A 22,796-nucleotide genomic window follows, 5' to 3' on the forward strand; every position below is an offset into this window, starting at 1 on the left:
GGGTCCCGTCCGCAATGTCACAACAACGTCGGCAGCCCGGTCGTACGTGTGATGAGCGGTCGGATTCCACCAGCACCGCCATGCAGGCATCAGCGGGGCGTCGGCCCCCGACGGAGGAGACCTCAGATGAGAGTCGTTGTTGCAGGAGCCAGTGGGCTGATCGGCTCCAGGACGGTCGCCGGGCTCCGGGACCACGGTGTGCAGGCCGTCCCCGTGTCCCGTTCCGAAGGTGTCGACGTCATCACCGGGCAGGGGCTCGCCGACGCCCTGCGAGGTGTCGAGGTGGTCGTGGACGTCACCGACGCGCCCTCCCGCGGCGAACGGGCGAGTGCCGAGTTCTTCGACACCGCGACCGCCAATCTGCTGCGGGCCGCCGCCGCGGCGGGCGCGGAGCACTTCGTGGCGCTGTCCGTGGTGGGCGCCGACCGGGTCCAGGGCGGCTACTTCCGTGCGAAGGCGCTCCAGGAACAGCGGGTGCGGCGCTCCCCGATACCCCACTCCGTGGTACGGGCCACGCCGTTCTTCGAGTCCGTGGACGCACTGTCCCGCTCGGCCAAGCACGCCGACGGCGTACACGTGGCGCCCGCGCTGGTACGCCCCGTGTCCGCGGACGACGTCGCCGCCGCGGTCTCCCATGCCGCCGTGGGCGTGCCGCTGTTCGGCATCCGCGAGGTCGCCGGGCCCGACCAGTACCGCCTGGACGAACTCACCGCGAAGGTGCAGGCGGCGCACGGCGACCCGCGAGGTGTGGTCACCGACCCGCACGCCCCGTTCTTCGGCGCGGTGCTCGGGGAGCGGACGCTGCTCCCGGGTGCCGACGCCCACGTGGGCCACGGCACCCTCGACCAGTGGCTCGCCCTGCGGTGACGCCTCCTGGCGACGCCGGCCCCCGGCCCGTCCCCGACCCGTCGGCCGCGGACACCGACGGCGCGTCCCGTCCCGCGGCCGGTCTCCTCCCCTCCCGACACCGTGACAGGAAGACCGACATGAGCGATCCGGCCCAGCCCGCAGAGTCCGCGCCCACGAGTGAACTCGACCAGGTACCCGACCGCGACACCGAGGAGACCGCCGAGTGGCGGGCCTCGCTCGACGCCGTGGTGCGCAACGCGGGTCCGGACCGGGCGGCGTATCTGCTGCGAAGGGTCCACGAGCACGCGGCCAGGTCGGGTGTGCGCCTGCCCGGACTGCTCTCCTCGGACCACATCAACACGATCCCGGCAGCCGCCCAGCCGCCCTTCGACGGCGACCTCGCCATGGAGTCCAGGATCACCGCCCTGAACCGGTGGAACGCGGCTGCGATGGTCACCCGCGGCTCCCGTCTGGGCCTCGGCGGTCACATATCGACGTACGCCTCTGCGGCCTGGCTCTACGAGATCGGCTTCAACCACTTCTTCAAGGGCAAGGACGGCGACGGCTCCGGCGACCAGCTGTACGTCCAGGGGCACGCCTCGCCCGGGATCTACGCCCGTGTGTTCCTCGAAGGACGCCTGAGCGAGGACCAGTTGGACGCCTTCCGGCGCGAGGCGGACGGGCACGGGCTGCCCTCCTATCCGCACCCCCGGCGGCTGCCGTGGCTCTGGGAGTTCCCGACCGTGTCGATGGGGCTCGGCCCGCTCGCCGCGATCCACCAGGCCCGCTTCAACCGGTATCTGCACGCCCGGGGCATCAAGGACACCTCTGCCTCGCGCGTGTGGGCCTTCCTCGGGGACGGCGAGACGGACGAGCCCGAGTCGATGGCCGCGCTGGCGCTCGCCGCTCGTGAGGGACTGGACAACCTCACCTTCGTCGTCAACTGCAACCTCCAGCGGCTGGACGGTCCCGTCCGGTCGAACTCGAAGATCGTGCAGGAGCTGGAGGCACGGTTCCGCGGGGCGGGCTGGAACGTGGTGAAGTCCCTGTGGGGCGAGGCCTGGGACCCGGTGATCGCGCAGGACACCACCGGTGCGCTGGTCCACCGTCTGGGCGAGGTGCCGGACGCGCAGATGCAGACGTACGCGACGCGGGACGCCGCCTACGTCCGTAAGGACTTCTTCACCGGCGACGCGCTGTCGGGCATCGCGGCCGGGCTGAGCGACGCCCAGCTGACCGAGCTGTTCGAGAAGTCGCGCGGCGGCCACGAACCACTCAAGGTGTACGCCGCCTACCGGGCCGCCGTCGAGCACCGGGGATCGCCGACCGTCGTCCTCGCCCAAACCGTCAAGGGGCACACCCTGGGGCCGGATTTCGAGGCGCGCAATGCCAACCATCAGATGAAGAAGCTCACCATGGCGCAGTTCAGGCAGATGCGCGACCTGCTCGAACTGCCCATTCCGGACAGTGCGCTGAGCGGCGATCTGGTGCCGTACTGGCACCCCGGCGAAGACGCGCCGGAGGTGCGCTACCTGCGCGCGCGGCGTGCCGCCCTGGGCGGTCCGGCTCCGGTGCGCCGCGTCGTCGCGGGCCGGCTGGAGCAGCCGCCGGCCAAGCCCTTCGAAACGCTGGAGAAGGGCTTCGGCAACCAGGAGGTGGCCACCACGATGGCCCTCGTCCGCCTGGTCCGGGACCTGATGAAGGGCAAGGAGACGGGGCAGCGCTGGGTACCGATCATTCCCGACGAGGCCCGCACCTTCGGCATGGAGTCCCTGTTCCCGACCGCCGGGATCTACTCGCCGGACGGGCAGACGTACGAGCCGGTCGACGCCGACCAGCTGCTGTACTACCGCGAGTCGAAGAACGGCCAGCTCATCGACGAGGGCATCACCGAGGCCGGTTCGATGGCCGAGTTCACCGCGGCGGCGACCTCGTACGCCACGCACGGTGAGCCGATGATCCCGTTCTACATCTTCTACGCCATGTTCGGCTTCCAGCGGACCGGCGACCAGTTCTGGGCGCTCGCCGACCAGATGGGGCGCGGGTTCGTCATCGGGGCGACCGCGGGCCGTACGACGATGACCGGTGAGGGGCTGCAGCACGCCGACGGGCACTCCCACCTGCTGGCCTCCACGAATCCGGCGGCGGTCAGCTACGACCCGGCCTTCGCCTACGAGATCGCGGTCATCGTCAAGGACGGGCTGCGGCGCATGTACGGCGAGCGGCCCGAGAACGTCTTCTACTACCTGACGGTGTACAACGAGCCGAAGCGGCAGCCCGCCATGCCTCCCGTGCCGGACATCGAGGAGGGCATCGTGCGGGGCATCTACCGCTTCCGGCAGGCGGAGTTCCCCGATGCCGGCCCGCGGATCCAGCTGCTGTCCTCCGGCACGGCGATCCACTGGGCGCTGGAGGCCCAGGAACTCCTGCGGTCCCAGTGGAACGTGCACGGCGACGTCTGGTCGGTGACGTCCTGGACGGAGCTGCGCCGCGACGCCCTCTGCGCGGACCGGGAGCGGCTGAACGGCGTGGAGCGCACCCCCTATGTGACGCGCGCACTCTCGGGTGTGCGGGGACCGGTGCTGGCCGTCACCGACTGGATGCGCCAGGTGCCCGACCAGATCAGCCAGTGGGTCGAGCAGGACTACGCCTCCCTCGGAACGGACGGGTTCGGCCTGTCGGACACCCGGGACGCGGTACGCCGCTACTTCCGGGTGGACGCGGAGTCGATCGTGATCGCCGCCCTGGACCAGCTCGCCCGGGCCGGCGAGGTCTCTTCGCGGACGGTCACCGAGGCCCGCGGGCGCTACGGCCGGCCCCTCGGTGACCCGGCCGGGGACTCGGTGGTCCCGCCGGGTCCCGGTTCCCGGTCCTGAGCCGTAACTGCGGCTGCGGCTGCGGGAAACACACGGGCGGTGCGGGGCGACGAGTGGACGTCGCCCCGCACCGCCTTCGACGGTTCCGGCCCTCTGTGGCCGTCGCCGTTCAGGGCGCCGGGTCCTGCGTCATCGCGGTCGCGGCACGGTGGGAGCGCACGATCGCGATCACGGTCTCGGTGGTGCGGTCGAGATGGCTGCGGCCGTCCGGCAGCAGGGCGGTCGGGCTGATGTAACTGCGCGGTCCGACGTGCGTGGCCGGGTCGAGACGGTGGACGGTGACCTTCCCGGCACGGGCGGCACGGTTCCAGGCGCTGCGGCGCAACAGCGGCCAGCGCCGGGGGAACATCCAGGTGCCGACCCGCTCGACACGGTCGTACGCACTGGTCAGTCGATGCACGTGCTCGGCGCGGCTGAGGTCGTTGGCCCCGTTGTGGAACGCCCCGAACATGACGAGCACGAGCGGGGCGGCCAGCCGTGTGCGCAGTTCGTCGACCGCGCCGGTGGCGACCTGTGCGCCGCCGCTGTAACTGAGCAGCACCACGGGAGTGCCGCTGCCCGGGCGGTAGCCGGCCAGCCGTAGCTGCGTGGCGATCTGGGAGCCGACGGCCCGGTTGTACAGGGGGCGGTACCGCCGGTCGGCGGCGACGAAGATCTGCATGACGTTGTGCAGGAACAGGAGCAGCCCGACATGGCGGCGCAGCCGTGCCCACACGGGGCGGTCGGCGAGCGGGTCGGCGAGCGGCGAATAGGGCTGGACCTGGCCCAGGACCCGCAGTTCGGGTGCTGCGGCGATCACGGCCTTGACCAGTTGGCCGCCGTCGCGGCTGTCGCGCACGCGCCGTTTTCCGATGCCGTCCAGGTAGACCAGATAGGCCTTCGGCGGATCGTCGGGTGCCGCGCCGCGGGCGTAGGGCATGCCCTCCGGGAGTGTGGTGACGGGGTCGCGCCAGCCGGCGCCGTAGGCCAGCACCTCGTACCGGGCGAGCAGTCCCTCGGCGAGCAGGGCCGGTCCCAGCAGGGCGGCCCAGAGCAGGAAGTGGTTCATGCGAGCGGCTCCGGGGCAGCGGTCGCGCCGAGGCGTACGACCAGCCGGCGGACGCCCTCCACCGCGACGCCGAGCGCGACTCCGGCCGCGGCCACGCAGCCGGCGGCGGTCCACCAGCCCAGCCCGGCCGTGGCGGCCAGCGGGCCGGTGAGTGCGGCGCCGACTCCGGCGAAGACCAGCAGATGGAGGAGGGGGCCGAGCAGCGGGAAGGCGAGTACCGCGGCGAGCAGCAACGGGGCGAGCAGGCCCGGGGTCCACTCCAGTGTGCCGTCCCCGGACGGGGAGGCCGGCAGCAGTTCGGCCGTGGTCAGCGCGGTCAGCGGCCACAGCGCGAGCACGGCGCCTTCGACGACGGCGCCGGTCAGCATCAGTCCGACGACGTTCCTTGGGGACACGCCTGGCCGGCACACCAGGAGCGGCATGATGCGTCCGGCGGCTTCCGACAGTCCGGCGAGCAGAAGCAGTGCGACGACGGCGGGTGACATGGCGTCACCCCTGCTGCGGCCGGTCGGCGACTGCCGGCCGGAGCGGACGCGCTGTACGCAGGTACCGCTCCAGTTCGTCGGCGGCCCGCCGGAATCCGCCCGCCCGGTGCTGGGCGTCGCGCATGGTGTGCGCGGCCCTCCGGAACCGGGGTTCGTCCAGCAGGCGCCGGGCGAGCGAGCGGACGGTCTCCTCCGAGACGTCCCTGGGCCGCATCGACAGACCGGCGCCGAGGTCGGTGACGCGCCCCGCGACCAGCGGCTGGTCGGCGCCCTGCGGGATCACCAGCATCGGGACTCCGGCGTACAGGGCCTCGTTCACGCTGTTCATCCCGCCGTGCGTGACGAGCAGGGCGGTACGTTCCAGTACCTCGGTCTGCGGCACGTGTGAGCGCGCGATCACGTTCTTCGGCAGTGGCTCCAGCGCCGCGGGGTCGGTCCTGCCGGTGGAGAGGACCACGGTGCCGCCCAGCGGGGCGAGCGCGGTGGCGAAGCAGCGCAGCAGGCGGCGGTCGGCGTCGAACACCGTGCCCAGGGAGGCGTACAGCACCGGATCACGCAGCCGCTCGAAGGGGAAGGCCGGGTCGTGCGGCCGGGCGCCGAGGCTGGGACCGACGAACCGGTAGGAGCCGTCGAACTCCTGGACGTCGGGCTGGAACTCGCGTGAGGTGTACACCAGGTTGAGCGGCTGGCGGATGCCCGAGAGGTCGACCAGCGGTACGTCGTGGGTGTCGAACCGCCGGTGCAGTTCGTGGCGTGAGCGGACGTAGCCCCGGAGGCTGCGCGGTCGGGTACGCGCCGCGGTGAGCAGGTCCCACGAGGCGCTCGTGGGGCTGGGGACGTGCCGGTTGTAGGCGAACGTGGTGAACGAGGACGCCGCCGGGACCCCGAGTTCACGCGCGGCGACCGCGCCCCAGGGGCAGGCGCTGTCGTGGACGACCAGGTCGGGGCCGATGCCGCGGAGGTCGTCGAGGACGGCGGGCAGCATGCGTACGGCGGTGCCGGCGAGCGCCTCCAGCAGCGTGAGCGGGGTGACGGGATCGGGCAGCGGAGGGGCACCACCGGGGTAGAGGTGCACATCGGCACCGGTGGCCTCGATCTCCTCACGGAACTCCGGCCAGGTGTGGTAGGTGACCGTGTGGCCGCGCCCGACGAGTTCGGAGACGACCGGCAGGGTCGGGTTGACGTGCCCGTGCATACCGATGTTGAGGAACGCGACGGTGCTCACAGATCAATCTCCTCTGGGTCCTGACCTGTTGTGTTCAGGTCTTGTGTGGTGTTCGGGCCTCGTGCTGTGTTGGGGCCTCGTGCTGTGTTCTCGGCTGCCAGGCGTTCTGAGCGATCCGCGCGCCGGGCACGGCCCGTTCGGCGCCCTCGATCCGGTACAGGCCCGGACCGGTGACGTGCAGCGCGTCGATGAAGTGCCCGGCGGTCCGGGAGGCGGCGCTGATCAGCCGCTGCGAGTGGCCGAAGTCCCAGGGGGCGGGCCAGTCTTCGGTGCCGGTCGGCAGCACTACGGTCGGGATGCTCCGCGCCACTTCGTGCAGGTCGCGTTCGATCTGGTGGTGCAGCAGCAGTACCCCGGCCCGTGCGGCGATGGCGCCGGCCCGCAGAGGCGGGGCGTCGGGTGGCAGCGGCGAGCTCTCCGGCCCGGTAGGCACCACGACCACACTGGAAGCGCCCGCTTCGAGGGCTGCCAGCACGGGGACGTAGGCGGTCACCCCGCCGTCGACGAGCAGTCTGCCCCCGCGTTCCACCGGCGGCAGAATCCCGGGGATGGCGGTGCTGGCCAGCAGGGCGGATTCGAGGTCGCCGTGGTCGAGCAGCACCGGAGTACCGGCGACCAGATCCGTGGCCACGGCGGTGAACGGAACGGTCAACTGCTCGATGCGCGCGGGAAGTCCGGCCCGCAGGATCAGCCGGCGCAGCCCCAGGTCGGTGAAGAGGCCGGCCCGGGAGGACGGATGGGCAAGCCGGTACACGTCCCGGCGGCGCAGTTCCCTCCACGCGTGCTCCAGCCACGATGCCGCCCCGTCGGGGCGCGAGGCCGCGATGGCGCCGTTCAGCGCGCCCACCGAAGTCCCGATGATCATGTCCGGTACGAACCCGCGTTCCTCCAGCGCGTGCCCGATGCCGACGTGTGCCGCGCCCAGCACGCCGCCGGCGCCCACGACCACGGCGACGGGCCGCGGAAGCGTGTTCAGGCCCACCGAGTCGGGGGCTGTGGACACCTTTCGTGGTGGCAGGGAACGCGTCTCGTCCGGGCGTGATGACGAGTGCGGTTTCCGGAGGCGAGTGACCCGCATGATCCACCTTCTCCACCCTGGGTGACACGTCGTTACGGTCCGCCCACTACGACCGGACGGAACGCGGATCTGTGACACGGGTGCGGGTCCCCGCCCCGGCTTGCGCCCTGACGGCCCTCCTCGTGTGACATCGAGTACCACGTTGTTCCCGTGGTTCGGGCCCTCCGAGCCGCCCATGCGTCCCATCTGTGCCGGTTGTAGCATGGGTGCTCCGGGCCGGAAGGGATGTCAATGCGCTCTGGGGACGATGTGGACGCACTGGAGAAGGCGACGGAGGACTTCGTCGCGTCGCGTCCGCGGCTCTTCGGCATCGCCTATCGCGTGCTCGGCAGCACGGTGGAGGCCGAGGACATCCTCCAGGAAGCCTGGATGCGATGGCAGAAGGCAGACCGCAGCCGGGTTGTCGAACCCGCGGCCTTTCTGGCCACCATGACCACGCGGCTCGCGATCAACACCGCCCAGTCCGCCCGCGTGCGGCGCGAGACGTACGTCGGTCCCTGGCTTCCCGAGCCCGTCGACACGAGCGCGGATCCGCAGATGGGCGCTGAACGGGCCGAGGCGGTCGAGCTGGCCGTTCTCCACCTCCTGGAGAAGCTCAATCCGGTGGAGCGGGCCGCCTACGTTCTGCGGGAGGCGTTCGACTACCCCTACGGGCAGATCGCCGAGATCCTGGAGACGAGTCAGGCCAATACCCGCCAGCTGGTGAGCCGGGCCCGCAAGCACCTGGCCGCAGAGCGCGGTGAGCGGGTGAGCCGGTCCGCCCACCAGCGCCTGCTGGAAGTGTTCCTCGCCGCGGCACGGACCGGGGATCTCAGGGCACTGGAGGACGTCCTCGCCCAGGACGTCGTCAGTTACTCCGACGGCGGAGGAGTGCGCGGAGCATCGAAGATCCCCGTCTTCGGGCGTACGCGCGTCGCCAGGTACCTGGTCGCCTTCGCGCCCCGTTTCTGGCCGCAGGCGCAGGTCCGCTGGGTCGAGGCCAACGGCCGGCCGGCGGTTCTGGTGCACTTCGGCGAGGACCCGGTGGCACTGCTGTCCGTCGACGTCTCGGCAGAGGGCATCGACAGGATCATGTGGGTGATGAACCCGGCCAAGCTCGCGCCGTACGTCGCGTCGCTGACGGGCTGAGCACGGCCCTCGGGCTCGGGGGCGGCGAGGGGCCCGCCGTGTCTGTCACAAGCACGGCCACTCGTCGGTCATCTGGTTGCCCGAACCTGCGGTTTCCTCAAGACCTGAAGGACAGACGACGTGACGACAGCCATGAGCGGCGCGGCAGGTCCCGCCCTCTGCGGTGTGAGCGGTTGTGCCCGGCGAGTCGGGACTCCGGCCCGGGGGGTCACGAGATGACCGAGCACATCAGACTGCCGGACCTGTCGACGGACAAGGACTTCGACGGCGAGTCCTTCTCCGCCATCTACACGACGACGGTGACGGTCAGTGGTGGCGTGGCCGCCCACGGACGGGCCTCCGGACGAGCACGGTCGGACGACGGGGTTCTCGACCTCGACCTGCGGATGCCGGCCGCGCTCGGCGGCGACGGGCACGGAACCAATCCCGAGCAGCTCTTCGCCGCCGGCTTCGCGGCCTGCTTCCACGGCGCCCTGAGCCTGGTCGCGCGGCAGGAGGCGCTCGATCCGTCCGCGATCCGTGTCGAGGCGACCGTGGCGTTCGGCCGGGATCCGGGAGACGGCGGGTATCTGCTCCGCGTCGATCTGGTGGTCAGGTGGCCCGGTGTCGTCCCGGAGGTCGCCACGCCCCTCATCGAGAAGGCGGACGCGCTGTGTCCCTACGCCAGGATGGCCGGTGAGGGAACGCCGGCGACCGTCACTCTCGTTCCCTGACCTGAACGCCGCGCGCATCGGGACTCACCCGAGCCGCGCCCCATGCGCGACGCGGTCAGCCGGGAAACCAGAGATCGGCGTCGGCGGCCGCTTCCTTCCGGATGGTGAACACGGCGGTCTCCTTCATCCTCCGCGAAAGCTGCGGGGGCAGCTCGGCGACGAAACGGTGGTCGCCGCCGGTGCCCCCGAGCGCGTCCGGCTCCTGGACGGCCTGGCAGTACTCGGCGTTCACGGAACGGTAGTGCGCCCACTGCTCCGGGAGCTCGTCCTCGTAGAAGATCGCCTCCACCGGACACACCGGCTCGCACGCGTGGCAGTCGACACACTCGGACGGGTCGATGTAGAGCGTCCGCTCGCCCTCGTAGATGCAGTCCACGGGGCATTCCGTGACGCAGGCTCTATCCTTGACATCGACGCAGGGTTGCGCAATCACGTACGTCATCCCGTCCTCCTCCGTCCGCGAGCGCGGTACTCCCGGCCAGCCGTTAAGACCGCTCGGGCCCTGCTGATGTGACACCACCGCGACCGCCGGAGGCACGGCCCCAATGTCACAGCAGGCTCAGATGCCCGGTCACTTGGCCGAGGGCCACGCGCCTCGCAATGCGACATCCGAGAAGGGAAACACCGTGTCATCTGTGAACACTTTCGTGATCGTCGGGGGCGGACTCGCCGCGGGAAAGGCGGCGGAGGCGCTGCGGGAGCACGGCCACACCGGCCCGATTCTCGTCGTCGGCGACGAGAAGGAGCCGCCCTACGTCCGCCCCCCGCTGTCCAAGGGCTACCTGCTGGGCAAGGAGGAGCGCGATTCGATCTTCGTGCACCCCGAGGACTGGTACGCGAAGAACGCCGTGGACCTGCTCCTGGACACCAGCGTGCGGGCCGTCGATCCGACGGCCAGGGAAGTGGAGCTCGACAACGGCCGCAGGGTGTCCTACGGCGGGCTCCTGCTGGCCACCGGCTCCTCTCCGCGTCGCCTGCGGGTACCGGGTGCGGATCTCGGGAACGTGCTGTATCTGCGGCGGGTGGGTGACAGCGAACGGCTCAAGTCCGCCTTCACCGAGGGCGCGCGGATCGTGGTGATCGGCGACGGCTGGATCGGGCTCGAGACCGCGGCCGCCGCACGGACGGCGGGGGCGGAGGTGACCGTGCTCGGGCACGGGGACCTGCCTCTGCTCAAGGTGCTGGGCCGGGAGGCGGCCGAGGTGTTCGCCGGACTCCACAAGGAGCACGGCGTCCGTCTGCGCTCCGGCGTGGAGGTCGAGCGCATCACCGGGACGGGGAACCGCGCGGACGGGGTGCTGCTGGCCGACGGTACGCGTCTGGCGGCGGACGCCGTCGTCGTGGGCGTCGGCATCACCCCCAACGTGCGGCTCGCCGAGCAGGCGGGCCTTGAGGTGCGCAACGGCATCGTCACGGACGAGCACCTGCGGACCTCGGTGCCCGGGATCCACGCGGCGGGTGACGTCGCCAACGCCTATCACCCGTTCCTCGACCGTCATGTCCGCGTCGAGCACTGGGCCAATGCCCTGAACCAGCCGGAGACGGCCGCGCGGAGCATGCTCGGCCAGGACGCCGTGTACGACAGGCTGCCGTACTTCTACACGGACCAGTACGACCTGGGGATGGAGTACACGGGTCACACGGAGGCCGGCGGATACGACCGTGTGGTCTTCCGCGGCGATCCGGCCACACGGCGTTTCATCGCGTTCTGGATGTCGGGCCGTCGTGTGCTCGCCGGCATGAACGTCAACGTGTGGGACGTCGTCGATCCCATCCGGGCTCTGGTGCGGTCCCGGGCCGACGTCGACGACGCTCTGCTCGCCGATCCCGGGGTCCCCCTCGACAGCCTGCTGCCCTGATCCGGGCCGTGTCACAAACACCGGGACCGGCCGGTCGTAGTCGGTGACGACCCAATCGATCGGAGCAATCGTGGCTATCACCGAACAACGTCTTTCCACCGGGGTGCTGGTGATCGGTACGGGCGGGGCCGGTCTGCGGGCCTCCATCGAGCTCGCCGAGGCCGGGATGGACGTCCTCGCCGTCGGCAAGCGCCCGAAGGAGGACACGCACACGGCCCTGGCCGCCGGGGGCATCAACGCGGCCCTGGCCACCATGGACCCCGAGGACAGCTGGCAGCAGCACGCCGCCGACACGCTCAAGGAGAGCTACCTCCTCGCCGATCCGCGCACCGTCGAGATCGTCACCCGGGGCGCCGCCCTGGGGATCGACGACCTGGAACGCTACGGCATGGCCTTCGCCAGGGAGGACGACGGCCGCATCTCCCAGCGCTTCTTCGGCGCACACAAGTTCCGCCGCACCGCCTTCGCCGGCGACTACACGGGACTGGAGATCCAGCGCACGCTGATCCGGCGGGCGACCCAGCTGGGCATTCCCATGCTCGACAGCGTGTACATCACCCGGCTCCTGGTGGACGACGGTGCCGTGTTCGGGGCCTACGGTTTCGGGCTCACGGACGGGCAGCGCTACCTCATCCACGCCGACGCCGTCATTCTGGCGGCGGGCGGCCACACCCGTATCTGGCGGCGTACGTCCTCGCGGCGCGACGAGAACACCGGGGACTCGTTCCGGCTGGCGGTGGAAGCCGGTGCCCGGCTGCGAGACCCGGAGCTGGTGCAGTTCCACCCGTCGGGCATCATCGAGCCGGAGAACGCGGCGGGGACCCTCGTCAGCGAAGCCGCTCGGGGGGAGGGCGGCGTTCTGCGCAACGCCCTCGGCGAGCGGTTCATGAACCGCTACGACCCCGTGCGTATGGAACTCTCCACCCGCGACCGGGTGGCCCTGGCCTCGTACACGGAGATCAAGGAGGGGCGCGGCACGCCCAAGGGCGGCGTCTGGCTCGACGTCTCCCACCTGCCCCGGCAGACGATCATGAACCGGCTGCCCCGGGTCTACCAGACGCTGCTGGACCTGCAGATGCTGGACATCACCCGCGAGCCGATCGAGATCGCGCCCACGGCGCACTACTCGATGGGCGGGGTGTGGGTCAGGCCGGAGGACCACAGCACGGACGTGCGCGGTCTGTACGCCATCGGCGAGGCGTCGAGCGGCCTGCACGGCGCCAACCGCCTGGGCGGCAACAGCCTCATCGAGCTGCTGGTCTTCGGCCGCATCACGGGCCGGGCGGCCGCCGCCTACTCCCAGGAGCTCACCGCGCAGCCGCGCTCGGCGGCCGCGGTGGCCGAGGCACGGGCGGAGGTCGACGAACTGCTCGCGGCGGACGGACGGGAGAACGTGCGGGCCCTCCAGCGCGCGATCCGCAACACCATGACCGAGCACGCGGGCGTCGTACGAGACGAGGACGGGCTGCGCGCCGGGCTCGCGGAGCTCACCGCGATCGAGAAGCGCATGGAGGACGTCGGCGTCCACCCCGACATCGCCGGATTCCAGGATCTGGCCCACGCCTTCGACCTCAAGTCCGCCGCGCTCGCGGCACGGGCCACGCTCGAGGCGGCCCTCGAACGCCGGGAGACCCGCGGGTGCCACAACCGGAGCGACTACCCGCAGATGGATCCCGCGCTGCGGGTGAACCTGGTGTGGTCCCCCACGGCGGGAATCACTCACGAGAGCATCGGTCCCGTTCCGGACGAGATCTCCCTTCTGATGGAAGAGGTCTCGGCCGACGGAAAGCTCGTGGAATAGACCGCGGGCATCCCGGCACGCGGACCCGGAAGATTCTGAATTCGTCCGGGTGCGGTGTCACAAAACAACTCGGCGTTCTGTCTTTCTCAGTGAAGAACGAAATCGACCGATGCGGCGGAGAAGCGTTTCCCACGATTTCGCCGCGCGGAGAGAACTCGGAGAGGATCCGAACAATGAAGGTTGTAGTCATCGGCGGGACCGGCCTGATCGGCTCGAAGCTGGTCGCCAAGCTGAACGAGCACGGCCACGAGGCGGTGCCGGCCGCTCCCAACACCGGCGTCAACACCCTGACCGGTGAGGGCCTGGCCGAGGTCCTACAGGGCGCCTCCGTCGTGGTCGACGTCTCGAACTCCCCCTCGTTCGCGGACGACGACGTGATGGAGTTCTTCCGCACGTCGACCGGCAACCTCCTGAAGGCCGAGGCGGAAGCGGGTGTGACCCACCACGTCGCACTCTCCGTGGTCGGTACCGAGCGGCTCCAGGAGAGCGGCTACTTCCGTGCCAAGCAGGTGCAGGAGGAGCTGATCAAGGAGTCCGGGATCCCGTTCTCCATCGTCCACGCCACGCAGTTCTTCGAGTTCATGAAGGGCATCTCGGACGCCGCGACCGAGGGCGACACCGTGCGCCTGGCCCCGGTCAGGATCCAGCCCATCTATTCCGACGACGTCGCCGCCGCCGTGGGCCGCACGGCCGCGGGCTCACCCGTGGACGGTGTGGTGGAGGTGGCCGGCCCCGAGGCGTTCCACCTGGACGAGCTGGTCCGCAAGGCCCTCGCCGCCAAGAACGACCCCCGGAAGGTCGTGGCGGACCCGAAGGCCCCGTACTTCGGTGCCCAGCTCCAGGAGACCACCCTCCTGCCCGGTCCCGACGCGCAGATCGCCGAAACGCGGATCGCCGACTGGTCCGCGCAGCAGCAGCGGTAGCAACGGCAGGCAGCAGGCCGTCCAGACGGGGTGGCCCCTCTCTCCGGGGGGCCACCCCGTCTTGTCCCGGTGCCGCCGTCCTCCGCCGCCACCTCACTCCGCCCAGAAGGAAGCGTCTGGTCATGCTCAGGAACCGCACACAGAACACCGTCCTCTTCCCGGCCGGCCGGTACACGTCGCTGACCGGCATCTACACCATCGACCCGGTCCACAGCACCATCGGCTTCTCCGTCCGGCACGCCATGATCTCGAACGTGCGGGGGAGGTTCGACGCGTTCGAGGGACTCCTGAAACTCGACGGCTCCCGGCCAGAACGGTCGGAGGTCTACGCGAGTGTCCAGACGCAGAGCCTGCACACCGGCAGCCGGGACCGGGACACGCATCTCACCGGTCCGGACTTCTTCGACTCCGCGCTCTTCCCTCTGATGGCCTTCCGTTCCACCGGGATCGTTCCCGTCGGAAACGACGATTTCCGCCTGGTCGGCAACCTGAGGATCAAGGACGTCGAGCTGCCCGTCGGCATCGAGATCACCTTCGGCGGTGCCGGCCAGGACTCCTACGGGCAGCACCGGGTCGGTTTCGAGGGCAGGGCCACCCTGCGGCGGTCCGACTGGGGGCTCACGTGGAACGCTCCCCTGGAAGCGGGTGGCGTTCTCGTCGGCGACAAGGTGACGCTGGCGCTCGACATCTCCGCGGTGCGCCAGGAGCAGCAGGTGTCCCCCGCCGCCTGACTCGCTGAAGAGAACGCCACCAGCACGCCAGCCCCCGGTCTCCGGGGGTCTGGCGTGCTGGTCTGTGCTGGTCTGCGTCCATCGGCGCATTCGCCGATTCGACCAGTCGGGACGGCGTCGTCAGAAAGCTTCCGGCCGGCCTTTCCGGGCATTTCTTGGTACGTGGATCGGCGTGAGACGGCTACGAATGGGTAATTTGCTTGTACTCCTTCTCGGTTGGCTTCCGAATCTGCGACGCCTCGCCGTAGAAGCCACGGCTGAGCCGGCTCCGAAGCCGCTGCGCGCGGCTGCGCCCTCCGTCGCCGTCGTCCTCGGCCGACGCGGCGAGTGGCGCGTACTGCTCGTGCGCGGTGAGTACGTGCAACTCCGCGGGGCCGAGCGGCTCGTGCACCTCGACGTACTCGCCGTGCGGGAGGCGTTTGACGATGCCTGTCTCCCAGCCGTGCAGAACCTTGTCGCGGTCGCGTCGCTGCAGACCGAGGGCCCAGCGTTTCGCGACGAAGTAGACGACGAGCGGTACGGCGAACAGGCCGATGCGGACCCCCCACGTCACCGCGTTCACCGAGACGTGGAAACGCGTCGCGATCACGTCGTTGGCGGCTCCGATCAGCGCGACCAGGTACACGCTCAGCCAGGCGGCCCCCAGTGCGGTGCGCACGGGCCGGTTGCGCGGCCGGTCGAGCAGGTGCTGCGCCCGGTCGTCGCCGGTCACCCACGCCTCGATGAAGGGATACGCGCCCATCGCGGCGAAGAGACCGATGCCCGCCAGGAGCGGGACAAGGTTGTCGAGGGCGAGCGTGTGGCCCCAGGCGCTGATCTCCCAGCCGGGCATGACCCGCAGGAGTCCGTCGGCCACACCCATGTACCAGTCGGGCTGTGATCCGGCCGAGACCTGGTCGGGCCGGTAGGGGCCGTACTCCCAGACGGGATTGATCTGCGCGATCGCCGCGGCGAAGAAGATCACGCCGGTGACCAGGAAGAAGTATCCCGCCGACTTCACCATGTACACCCGGGCGGGTATGCCGACGACGTTGTCGTTGGTGCGCCCCGGCTTGGCGTACTGGGCGTGCCTGTGGCGGAGGGCCAGGACGACGTGGGCGAGGATCAGCGCCGCCATGAGGGCGGGGATCAGCAGGACGTGGATGGTGTGGAAGCGGGCCACGAGATCGTTTCCCGGGAACTCTCCGCCGAAGAGGAACATCGACAGGTAGGTGCCGACGACGGGTATGGAGAGAATCGTTCCGTTCACGACGGCCAGCCCGGTGCCGGACAGAAGGTCGCCCGGCAGGTCGTATCCGGTGAGCCCCCCGAACATGGCCAGGATCAGCAGGGAGAACCCGAGGACCCAGTTGAGCTCACGCGGCTTCCGGAAGGCGCCGGTGAAGAAGACCCGCATCATGTGCGTGAACACGGCGGCGACGAATATCAGGGCCGCCCAGTGGTGGGCCTGCCGGATGAGGAGGCCGCCGCGCACGTCGAAGGAGATGTGCATCGTCGAGTCGAACGCCGCCGAGACCGGCTGTCCCCGCAGTGGCGCATAGCTGCCCTCGTAGATCATCTGCTCGGACGACGGGTGGAAGTAGAAGGTCAGGTACACGCCCGTGAGGACGATGACGACGAAGCTGTAGAGGCAGATCTCTCCCAGCAGGAACGACCAGTGGTCCGGGAAGGCCTTCCGCAGTGCGCCCCGGGCACCGCCGCGGTGGCCCAGCCGCTCTTTCGCCCACTGGGCGACCCTTTCACCAGACTCGTTCACGGTGGCACTCCAACGGCAGGGTTTGCGGTCGTCTGTCTCCCATACGACCGGACACCGTGTGAATATGTGACATAACCTTTTCGTGGTCCGGCTCCCAGCACCCCGGGACCGGTCATGCGACGGCCTTCACGGTCGTCCGAGCCGTCCGGCGTGCGAACCGGCGCCTGATGGCACGGCGCTCGCTCTCCGTGGTCCCACCCCAGATCCCCTCCATGGGCGGGACCTCGATCGCCCAGTTCAGGCATGTCTCCATGACGGGGCACCGACGGCACACGGACTTCGCCTCGTCGACCTGTATCAGCGACGGGCCGCTTTCGCTGTTGCCGATGGGGAAGAAGAGGTCGGGATCCTCGTATCGGCAACTCGCCTGTTCACGCCAGTCCATGACGGGCCTCCTCGGTGACGAAGCATCTGGCTTGTGAGACCGAGTGCTGTCCGTATGTGTGACACGGGGGTTTCTGCCCGTGGAGGGTCTCGCCCGGGGCGTGACAGACTTCCCCTCGGCATCCCGTTGCACTCCCTGCGGGACAGTGGCAACAATTGGTACATCTTTGTGAGGGGCGCGCTGCCGCTTATGATGTGCACGTACGGACGAGGATGAGAGGAACACATGGTCTCGGGAACTCGCGCGGCGCACAATGTTGAGATCACCGCAGAGAGCCTCCAGGAGGACCTGGCCCGCCTGGAGGTCCAGAAGCAGGCACTCGAGCGGGAACTGGCCGCGGTCGTGGCCCACCTCGGCTCCGTTCAGCGGGCCCTCAGCGCTCTTCAGGTCCTCATGCTCTCCCCGGCCGGCGCCACCGACCCGGCCGGGCCTGCCGCCGCTCCCCCGCTCGCGGAGCGCCCCCGGGCAGCCGAGGCCGCGACGGCCGACACCGACGCGTCCGTCGAGGGCGGCGGCACCGCCGTGTCCCGGACGGGGTCGCGCTTCGAACAGCCGGCGCCCCGGCAGCGGACGGCGCAGCAGCGGACCTCACGCGCGCCCCGCGCCGAGGACGGCGGGCTGGGGAGCTACGGCCGGCTCACCGAGCAGATTCTGGAGTACTTCGCGAGCGTCGGTGACGCCGACGTGCGCGCCCGGGATGTCGCGGCGGCACTGGGCCGCGACGCCGACAGCGGGAGCATCAACGCGGTTCGCAGCACCCTCGACCGTCTGGTCGGCACCTCCCGTATCCGCCGGGCCGGCCGCGGGCTCTACCGCGCCCGGTAATCGCCCCGGCCACTCCGGACCGAGGCAACAGGGTACCTACATCACAGTAAGAACACTGTGAAAAGCGTATTGCATTCCAACAGTGTGTTTGATTCCCCCTTCCTTGTCTGCCGGAAGAGGACTCCACCTCCAGGCGAAGTCCTTTCGTGCACGCGGTCGGCAAGTCGGCGCTGCCTCCCCCTCGGGCAGCCGTGCCAGGCTGGCACGAGCGTGGCTTTCGCCAGGCCGGGCCCGTCAGCCCGTCGAACCGACCTTCATTGGAGGGGATCGTGCATTTGAGTGCGTCGCTGCTGTGGAACCCGGGCGCCGGCCAGGGCCTGAGGCAGCTCACCGAGCTCGGCCTGGCCCTGGTCCTGTCCACGGTGATCGGCCTGGAGCGGGAAGTCCAGCAGAAGAGTGCCGGCCTGCGCACCCACGCTCTGGTGGGGCTCGGGGCGGCACTGTTCATGGAGGTCTCCCAGCACGGCTTCGACAACGTGCTCGGTCTGTCGCACGTCGTCCTGGACCCGTCCCGGGTGGCGGCGCAGATCGTCTCGGGCATCGGCTTCATCGGAGGCGGGCTGATCTTCGTACGGCGGGACATCGTGCGCGGGCTGACCACGGCCGCGACGGTCTGGCTGACGGCGGCCGTCGGGATGGCGTGCGGTGGTGGGCTGTGGGCGCTGGCCCTGGCTGTGACCGGGGCCTACCTCCTCATCGTGCGCGGCTACCCCGTGCTCGTCCGCCGCATCCCGGCCATTTCCACCCCTGAGGAGACCGAACTGCACCTGTCCTACTCACCCGGACACGGGGTCCTCCCCCACGCCTTGGAACGCTGCACGGCACAGGGCTTCCGCGTGCTCAACGTTCGGGTCGACCGCGGGCCGCGGGACGGCGGTGGGGAAGCCGCGCTCGGCACCGGCAGCACCGAGGTGCACCTGTCCATCGAGGGCACCGGCGACGTGTACCGCCTGCTGGCGGAACTGTCCGAACTCGACGGAGTCGTCGGGCTGTGGGGCCCCGAAGCCGAAGGCACCGACTGAAACGGCCGGCTCCGGTGAACTGCGCGACGACGGCACGGGCGTTCCTGTTCCGCGCAAGTGGACGGGCATGGGGATCAAGTCGGCGTCGGCAGCGACGTACCGACGACGCCCAGCAGCGTCGCGCCGAGGGGCGGGACGGGTTCCTGTGCCTTCGCCGATGGGTCTCCGGCGCACCGCCATGCCGGCCCGGTCTCAGTCCCCGACACCGGCGACCTGCGCGGCGACCAGATCCTGCCTGACGGCCGTGAGCGAGTCCCGTGCCGGGTACTTCGCCGTCACGCGGCCGCCGCGTTCTCGGGACTACTGGCCGACACCGGCCTGACGCCGCCCCGAGTCCGCGACCGGATCATGCACGGTGACCACCTCGGGTCCTGACGACTCCGGTCTCGGCCCGGCGCCGCGCGCCGGTAGGCCGGCGGGCGGCGTCACGTCGTCAGGTCGCGGTCAGCGCCCGGCGCTCCGCACGGCGCAGGGCTGCGAGGTCCGGATCGAGAGCGGGTACGGCGGCGAGGAGCTGCCGAGTGTACGCCTCCCGTGGTGACTCGTAGACCTCGTTCGCCGGCCCGTGCTCCACCACCCGGCCTCTCCTCATCACCGCCAGCCGGTCGCTGACCTGGCGCACGACGGCCAGGTCGTGGGCGATGAACACCAGGGCGAGGCCCAGTTCGCGCCTCAGCTCGTCCAGCAGCCCGACGACCTGGGCCTGCGTGGTCACGTCGAGCGCGGAAACGGGCTCGTCGCAGACCAGGACGCTCGGGCCGGCCGCCAGCGCACGCGCGATGCCGATGCGTTGCCGCTGGCCTCCGCTGAACTCGTGCGGGTAGCGGTCGTAGTGGGCGGGTTCTAGGCCGACCCGCTCCAGCAGCTCCGCGACCCGGGAGCGCACCGCCGGGTCCCGTTCGCCCCGGGCGCGCAGCGGGTCGGCCACCGACTCACCCACGCTGCGCCGTGGGTTGAGGGAGGAGACCGGGTCCTGGAACACCATCTGGACGTCCGGACGCACACCGTTCACGGCCACGCCCTCGCGGCGGATCTGCCCGGCGGAGGGATCGAGGAGCCCCACCAGCATCCGGCCGAGTGTGGTCTTGCCGCTGCCGCTCTCGCCGACGATGCCCAGTGCCTCCCCGCGCCGCACCTCCAGCGAGACGTCGTCGACCGCGGCGAACGCCCTCGCGCCGCGTCCGAAGACCCGGCGCAGTCCGACCGCCTCCAGCACCACCGCCCCGGCCGCCGGCTCCTTCTCGGCGTGGGCCGGGTGCCTGGGGCGTGGCACGTCCACCCGGGGCACCGACTTGAGCAGCCGTCGCGTGTACGCCTGGGCCGGGGACCCCAGGACGGAGCTCACGGGGCCGTGCTCGACCGCGGCCCCGTTCCGCATGACCAGGACCTCGTCGACGCTCTCCGCGGCGACGCCCACGTCGTGCGTCACGAGCAGCAGCGCCATGCCCGTCTCCTCGCGCAGCGTGTGCAGCAGGTCGAGGATCTGGGCCTGCACGGTCACGTCGAGCGCGGTGGTGGGCTCGTCCGCGATGAGCAGCTCCGGTTCGCAGGCCAGGGCCATCGCGATCAGGGCGCGCTGGCGCATGCCGCCGCTGAACTCGTGCGGGCGCGAGCGCGAACGCCGTGCCGCCCCGGGGATGCCCACCCGGTCCAGTACCTGGACGGCGCGCGCCCGTGCCGCCCGCCGCGACGCCTTGTGGTGTACCCGGTACACCTCGGCTATCTGGTCGCCGACGGCGTAGTAGGGGTCCAGGGACGACAGCGGGTCCTGGAAGACCATCGCCGCCGTGCCGCCGCGCAGCCGCCGCAGCTCCGCCTCGGGGGCCGCGCCCACGTCGACGCCGGCCACCCGGACCGTGCCGTCCACGACGGCGCCCGTGCCCCGGTGGAGTCCCAACAGGGCCGATGCCACGGTGGACTTGCCGGAGCCGGACTCGCCGACCAGGCCGAGCGCCGCTCCCCTTTCCAGCCGGAAGGACAGCGCGTCCACCGCGCGAACGGGGCCGAACCCGACCGACAGGTCGGTGACCTCGACCAGACTCTCGGCCGTACTCACGACAGCACCGTCCTTCGGTCGGCCACCGCGTACAGCACGTCCGCGACGGCGTTGGCGAGCACTACGAAGAAGCCGGTCAGCAGGACCATGCCGACGACGACCGGCAGGTCGACGACGTTCACGGCGTGCACCAGCTCGCGGCCGATCCCGGGCAGCCCGAACAGTGACTCGGTGAGCACCGCCCCGCCGAAGAGGGTGCCCAGGTCGTTGGCGTTCAGCGCGATCAGCGGTCCGACGGCACCGCGGAGCGCGTGCCGTCCGACGATGGCGCGCTCCCCGACACCGTAGGCACGGAAGGTGCGCACATGGTCCTCGGCCAGCGTCTCCAGCATGGCCGACCTGGTCAGGCGCGCGTATTTGGCGGCTTCGATCAGGGCCAGCGACAGCCAGGGCAGCAGCAGATTCCAGGCCCACTGCTCCGGGTCCTCGGTGAACGGTACGTACTGCGGGAACGGCAGCAGTTGCAACTGCCCGCAGATCAGGATCATCAGCAGCAGTCCGATGACGAACACCGGCGTGGCCCAGCCGGCCAGTGTGATGCCCGTCAGGACGCGCTCGTCGAGCCGGCCGCGGCGCCACGCGGCGAGGACTCCGGTGCCGACGCCGAGCAGCAGCCACAGCACCATGGCGCCGAGCGCGAGGGAGCCGGTGACGGGCAGCTTGGCCAGGATGAGCTGCGTGACCTCCTGGTCGCTCTGGTACGACAGCCCGAGGCACGGTGCGGAGCAGTGCTCCGCGGAGGTGCCGGTGGAGTAGTCGTGTCCGGCGAAGACGCCTTGGAGGAAGTGCAGGTAGCGGACGTACAGGGGATCGTCCAGGCGCAGTTGCTCCGCCACCTGGTGGACCTGCGCGGGTGAGCAGCGCGGCCCGCAGGTGATCTGCGCGACGTCGCCGGGAGCGGCGTAGAAGACGACGTACACGATCACCGAGATGGCGAGCAGGGTGATCACCGCGCCGAGCGTGCGGCGCAGGAAGAAGCCGGCGAAGCCGTGCAGGGCGTTCATGCCCGCACCTCCTTCTTGCGGCCGGTGCTCACGGACTTCCGGCCGGTGCCCACGGACAGCCGGGAGGCCGCGCGTGGGTCGAGAGCCCTGCGCACCCCGTCGCCGAGGACGGTCAGCGCGAGCACGGTGACGAACAGCAGCCCGGCGGGCAGCAGCAGGTACTGCGGCGCCGCCTGGTACCAGACGTTCGCCGAGGTGAGCATCTGCCCCCAGGACGGCGTGGGCGGCTTCACCCCCGCGCCGAGGAAGCTGAGGGCGGCCTCGGCGCTGATGTTCACCGGGAAGAGCAGCGCGGCGTACGTGATGACCGGCGCGGCCAGTGCGGGCAGCAGCTCGCGGCGTGCGATCCGCCAGGAGCCCCAGCCGCTGAGCCGGGCCGCCGCCACGTGGTCGAGCTGCTTGAGCGTCAGCGTCTGGGCCCGCACGATCTTGGCGACGGCTCCCCAGCCGAGCAGCCCGATCACGCTCGCGACCAGTACCGGTCGCGGAAAGCCACTCGGCACGATCGCGAGCAGCGCGAGGGACATCACCATCAGCGGCAGTGCCACCACCACGTCGGTGAACCGGCTCAGCGCCTGGTCGACCCAGCGGTTGCCGAGCCCGGCCGCGATCCCCATGACCAGTCCGAGGGCGACCTCCACCACCGTTGCCGCCAGCGCCACCCCGAGCGAGACGCGGGCGCCGTACACGAGGCGGGCGAACAGGTCGCGCCCCGTCTGGGGTTCGACGCCCAGCCAGTGGTCGGCGCCCATGCCGCCGAACGTGCCGACGGGCACACCGCCGCGCGCCGAGTCGACGAGGCCGGGGTGGTACGTCGTCGGGTTCTGCCCCTCGACGGCGGTGAGCAACGGCGCGGCGAGCGCGATCAGGACGAGCAGTGCGACGGCGAACGCCGCGACGAGGGCGGCCCGCTGCACGCGCAGCCGCCGCCAGAACTGTCGGGCCCCCGAGGCGGGGGCGAGCACCGTGGCGGTGCTCGCCCTCGCGCCCTCGGAGGCCACGCGGGCCTCACTCATGGACTTGCTTCACCCG

Annotated in this window: 20 protein-coding genes; 10 read left to right on the plus strand and 10 right to left on the minus strand. The window is 70.7% G+C overall.

Annotated elements, in window-relative coordinates:
• Positions 1 to 126 precede the first annotated feature (126 nt).
• Together ACIQFU_RS08850 and aceE are read left to right on the plus strand one after the other, a co-directional pair.
• On the plus strand, positions 127 to 867 hold the full coding sequence (locus tag ACIQFU_RS08850) for an SDR family oxidoreductase (protein ID WP_402550153.1): 741 nt from the start codon (positions 127 to 129) through the stop codon (positions 865 to 867).
• 119 nt (positions 868 to 986) lie between these two features.
• Positions 987 to 3,725 (plus strand): pyruvate dehydrogenase (acetyl-transferring), homodimeric type, encoded by a 2,739-nt coding sequence (gene aceE / locus ACIQFU_RS08855; protein WP_402550154.1) that lies wholly within the window; start codon positions 987 to 989, stop codon positions 3,723 to 3,725.
• Positions 3,726 to 3,834: 109 nt separating this feature from the next.
• On the opposite strand, the gene ACIQFU_RS08860 is transcribed toward aceE, so the two are convergent.
• From ACIQFU_RS08860 to ACIQFU_RS08875, 4 genes are read right to left on the minus strand one after another with little or no spacing between them, the layout of a single operon-like run.
• Positions 3,835 to 4,773 (minus strand): hypothetical protein, encoded by a 939-nt coding sequence (locus ACIQFU_RS08860; RefSeq protein WP_402550155.1) that lies wholly within the window; start codon positions 4,771 to 4,773, stop codon positions 3,835 to 3,837.
• The gene (locus tag ACIQFU_RS08865) at positions 4,770 to 5,258 is read right to left on the minus strand and encodes a hypothetical protein (protein ID WP_402550156.1); all 489 of its coding nucleotides are present in this window, start codon (positions 5,256 to 5,258) and stop codon (positions 4,770 to 4,772) included. The genes ACIQFU_RS08860 and ACIQFU_RS08865 overlap by 4 nt, the downstream gene beginning before the upstream one ends.
• A 4-nt stretch (positions 5,259 to 5,262) precedes the next feature.
• Complete coding sequence (locus ACIQFU_RS08870; protein WP_402550157.1) at positions 5,263 to 6,483, minus strand: macrolide family glycosyltransferase; 1,221 nt, start codon at positions 6,481 to 6,483, stop codon at positions 5,263 to 5,265.
• A 34-nt stretch (positions 6,484 to 6,517) separates the two neighbouring features.
• The gene (locus ACIQFU_RS08875) at positions 6,518 to 7,486 is read right to left on the minus strand and encodes a patatin-like phospholipase family protein (RefSeq protein ID WP_402550158.1); all 969 of its coding nucleotides are present in this window, start codon (positions 7,484 to 7,486) and stop codon (positions 6,518 to 6,520) included.
• A 306-nt stretch (positions 7,487 to 7,792) separates the two neighbouring features.
• Between ACIQFU_RS08875 and ACIQFU_RS08880 the strand changes: the two genes are divergently transcribed.
• Positions 7,793 to 8,689 carry an RNA polymerase sigma-70 factor gene (locus tag ACIQFU_RS08880; protein WP_402550160.1) on the plus strand — a complete coding sequence of 299 codons (897 nt, stop codon included), beginning with the start codon at positions 7,793 to 7,795 and terminating at the stop codon, positions 8,687 to 8,689.
• A 215-nt stretch (positions 8,690 to 8,904) separates the two neighbouring features.
• Entirely contained in the window at positions 8,905 to 9,402 is a 498-nt protein-coding gene (locus ACIQFU_RS08885; RefSeq protein ID WP_402550161.1) for an Ohr family peroxiredoxin, read from the plus strand.
• Positions 9,403 to 9,457: 55 nt separating this feature from the next.
• Here ACIQFU_RS08885 and fdxA read toward each other — a convergent pair whose 3' ends face one another.
• On the minus strand, positions 9,458 to 9,844 hold the full coding sequence (fdxA, locus tag ACIQFU_RS08890) for a ferredoxin (RefSeq protein WP_402550162.1): 387 nt from the start codon (positions 9,842 to 9,844) through the stop codon (positions 9,458 to 9,460).
• Between the two features lie 184 nt (positions 9,845 to 10,028).
• Between fdxA and ACIQFU_RS08895 the strand changes: the two genes are divergently transcribed.
• From ACIQFU_RS08895 to ACIQFU_RS08910, 4 genes are all read left to right on the plus strand, one after another.
• A complete protein-coding gene (locus tag ACIQFU_RS08895; RefSeq protein WP_402550163.1) occupies positions 10,029 to 11,261 on the plus strand; it encodes an NAD(P)/FAD-dependent oxidoreductase in 1,233 nt (410 codons plus the stop codon).
• A 70-nt stretch (positions 11,262 to 11,331) separates the two neighbouring features.
• Entirely contained in the window at positions 11,332 to 13,062 is a 1,731-nt protein-coding gene (locus tag ACIQFU_RS08900; protein WP_402550164.1) for an L-aspartate oxidase, read from the plus strand.
• Between the two features lie 173 nt (positions 13,063 to 13,235).
• A complete protein-coding gene (locus ACIQFU_RS08905; RefSeq protein WP_402550165.1) occupies positions 13,236 to 13,985 on the plus strand; it encodes an SDR family oxidoreductase in 750 nt (249 codons plus the stop codon).
• 122 nt (positions 13,986 to 14,107) lie between these two features.
• Positions 14,108 to 14,716: a YceI family protein gene (locus tag ACIQFU_RS08910; protein WP_402550167.1), complete on the plus strand. Its 609-nt coding sequence runs from the start codon at positions 14,108 to 14,110 to the stop codon at positions 14,714 to 14,716.
• A gap of 181 nt (positions 14,717 to 14,897) precedes the next feature.
• On the opposite strand, the gene ACIQFU_RS08915 is transcribed toward ACIQFU_RS08910, so the two are convergent.
• A complete protein-coding gene (locus ACIQFU_RS08915; RefSeq protein ID WP_402550168.1) occupies positions 14,898 to 16,472 on the minus strand; it encodes a cytochrome bc complex cytochrome b subunit in 1,575 nt (524 codons plus the stop codon).
• 112 nt (positions 16,473 to 16,584) lie between these two features.
• A complete protein-coding gene (locus ACIQFU_RS08920; RefSeq protein WP_402550170.1) occupies positions 16,585 to 16,857 on the minus strand; it encodes a WhiB family transcriptional regulator in 273 nt (90 codons plus the stop codon).
• A 225-nt stretch (positions 16,858 to 17,082) separates the two neighbouring features.
• On the opposite strand from ACIQFU_RS08920, the gene ACIQFU_RS08925 reads away from it, so the two are divergent.
• On the plus strand, positions 17,083 to 17,682 hold the full coding sequence (locus tag ACIQFU_RS08925; protein ID WP_402550172.1) for a hypothetical protein: 600 nt from the start codon (positions 17,083 to 17,085) through the stop codon (positions 17,680 to 17,682).
• 269 nt (positions 17,683 to 17,951) lie between these two features.
• Complete coding sequence (locus tag ACIQFU_RS08930) at positions 17,952 to 18,704, plus strand: MgtC/SapB family protein (protein WP_402550174.1); 753 nt, start codon at positions 17,952 to 17,954, stop codon at positions 18,702 to 18,704.
• Positions 18,705 to 19,137: 433 nt separating this feature from the next.
• Here ACIQFU_RS08930 and ACIQFU_RS08935 read toward each other — a convergent pair whose 3' ends face one another.
• The 3 genes from ACIQFU_RS08935 to ACIQFU_RS08945 are packed head-to-tail and all read right to left on the minus strand — an operon-like array spanning position 19,138 to position 22,780.
• On the minus strand, positions 19,138 to 20,760 hold the full coding sequence (locus ACIQFU_RS08935) for a dipeptide ABC transporter ATP-binding protein (RefSeq protein ID WP_402550176.1): 1,623 nt from the start codon (positions 20,758 to 20,760) through the stop codon (positions 19,138 to 19,140).
• Positions 20,757 to 21,764 (minus strand): ABC transporter permease, encoded by a 1,008-nt coding sequence (locus ACIQFU_RS08940; protein WP_402550178.1) that lies wholly within the window; start codon positions 21,762 to 21,764, stop codon positions 20,757 to 20,759. The genes ACIQFU_RS08935 and ACIQFU_RS08940 overlap by 4 nt, the downstream gene beginning before the upstream one ends.
• Positions 21,761 to 22,780 carry an ABC transporter permease gene (locus tag ACIQFU_RS08945; RefSeq protein ID WP_402550180.1) on the minus strand — a complete coding sequence of 340 codons (1,020 nt, stop codon included), beginning with the start codon at positions 22,778 to 22,780 and terminating at the stop codon, positions 21,761 to 21,763. The genes ACIQFU_RS08940 and ACIQFU_RS08945 overlap by 4 nt, the downstream gene beginning before the upstream one ends.
• Between the last annotated feature and the right edge of the window lie 16 nt (positions 22,781 to 22,796).

Origin of the sequence: Streptomyces sp. NPDC093065 (assembly GCF_044754585.1) — a bacterium.
In the GTDB taxonomy this organism is placed as follows: Bacteria; Actinomycetota; Actinomycetes; order Streptomycetales; family Streptomycetaceae; genus Streptomyces.

What these genes read in the sequence shown, in the direction of transcription:
- ACIQFU_RS08905 (WP_402550165.1), top strand. Translation starts at nt 13,236, where the DNA reads ATGAAGGTTGTAGTCATCGGCGGGACCGGCCTGATCGGCTCGAAGCTG.
- aceE (WP_402550154.1), top strand. Translation starts at nt 987, where the DNA reads ATGAGCGATCCGGCCCAGCCCGCAGAGTCCGCGCCCACGAGTGAACTC.
- ACIQFU_RS08885 (WP_402550161.1), top strand. Translation starts at nt 8,905, where the DNA reads ATGACCGAGCACATCAGACTGCCGGACCTGTCGACGGACAAGGACTTC.
- ACIQFU_RS08860 (WP_402550155.1), bottom strand. Translation starts at nt 4,773, where the DNA reads ATGAACCACTTCCTGCTCTGGGCCGCCCTGCTGGGACCGGCCCTGCTC.
- ACIQFU_RS08865 (WP_402550156.1), bottom strand. Translation starts at nt 5,258, where the DNA reads ATGTCACCCGCCGTCGTCGCACTGCTTCTGCTCGCCGGACTGTCGGAA.
- ACIQFU_RS08910 (WP_402550167.1), top strand. Translation starts at nt 14,108, where the DNA reads ATGCTCAGGAACCGCACACAGAACACCGTCCTCTTCCCGGCCGGCCGG.
- ACIQFU_RS08880 (WP_402550160.1), top strand. Translation starts at nt 7,793, where the DNA reads ATGCGCTCTGGGGACGATGTGGACGCACTGGAGAAGGCGACGGAGGAC.
- fdxA (WP_402550162.1), bottom strand. Translation starts at nt 9,844, where the DNA reads ATGACGTACGTGATTGCGCAACCCTGCGTCGATGTCAAGGATAGAGCC.
- ACIQFU_RS08850 (WP_402550153.1), top strand. Translation starts at nt 127, where the DNA reads ATGAGAGTCGTTGTTGCAGGAGCCAGTGGGCTGATCGGCTCCAGGACG.
- ACIQFU_RS08940 (WP_402550178.1), bottom strand. Translation starts at nt 21,764, where the DNA reads ATGAACGCCCTGCACGGCTTCGCCGGCTTCTTCCTGCGCCGCACGCTC.
- ACIQFU_RS08945 (WP_402550180.1), bottom strand. Translation starts at nt 22,780, where the DNA reads ATGAGTGAGGCCCGCGTGGCCTCCGAGGGCGCGAGGGCGAGCACCGCC.
- ACIQFU_RS08920 (WP_402550170.1), bottom strand. Translation starts at nt 16,857, where the DNA reads ATGGACTGGCGTGAACAGGCGAGTTGCCGATACGAGGATCCCGACCTC.
- ACIQFU_RS08925 (WP_402550172.1), top strand. Translation starts at nt 17,083, where the DNA reads ATGGTCTCGGGAACTCGCGCGGCGCACAATGTTGAGATCACCGCAGAG.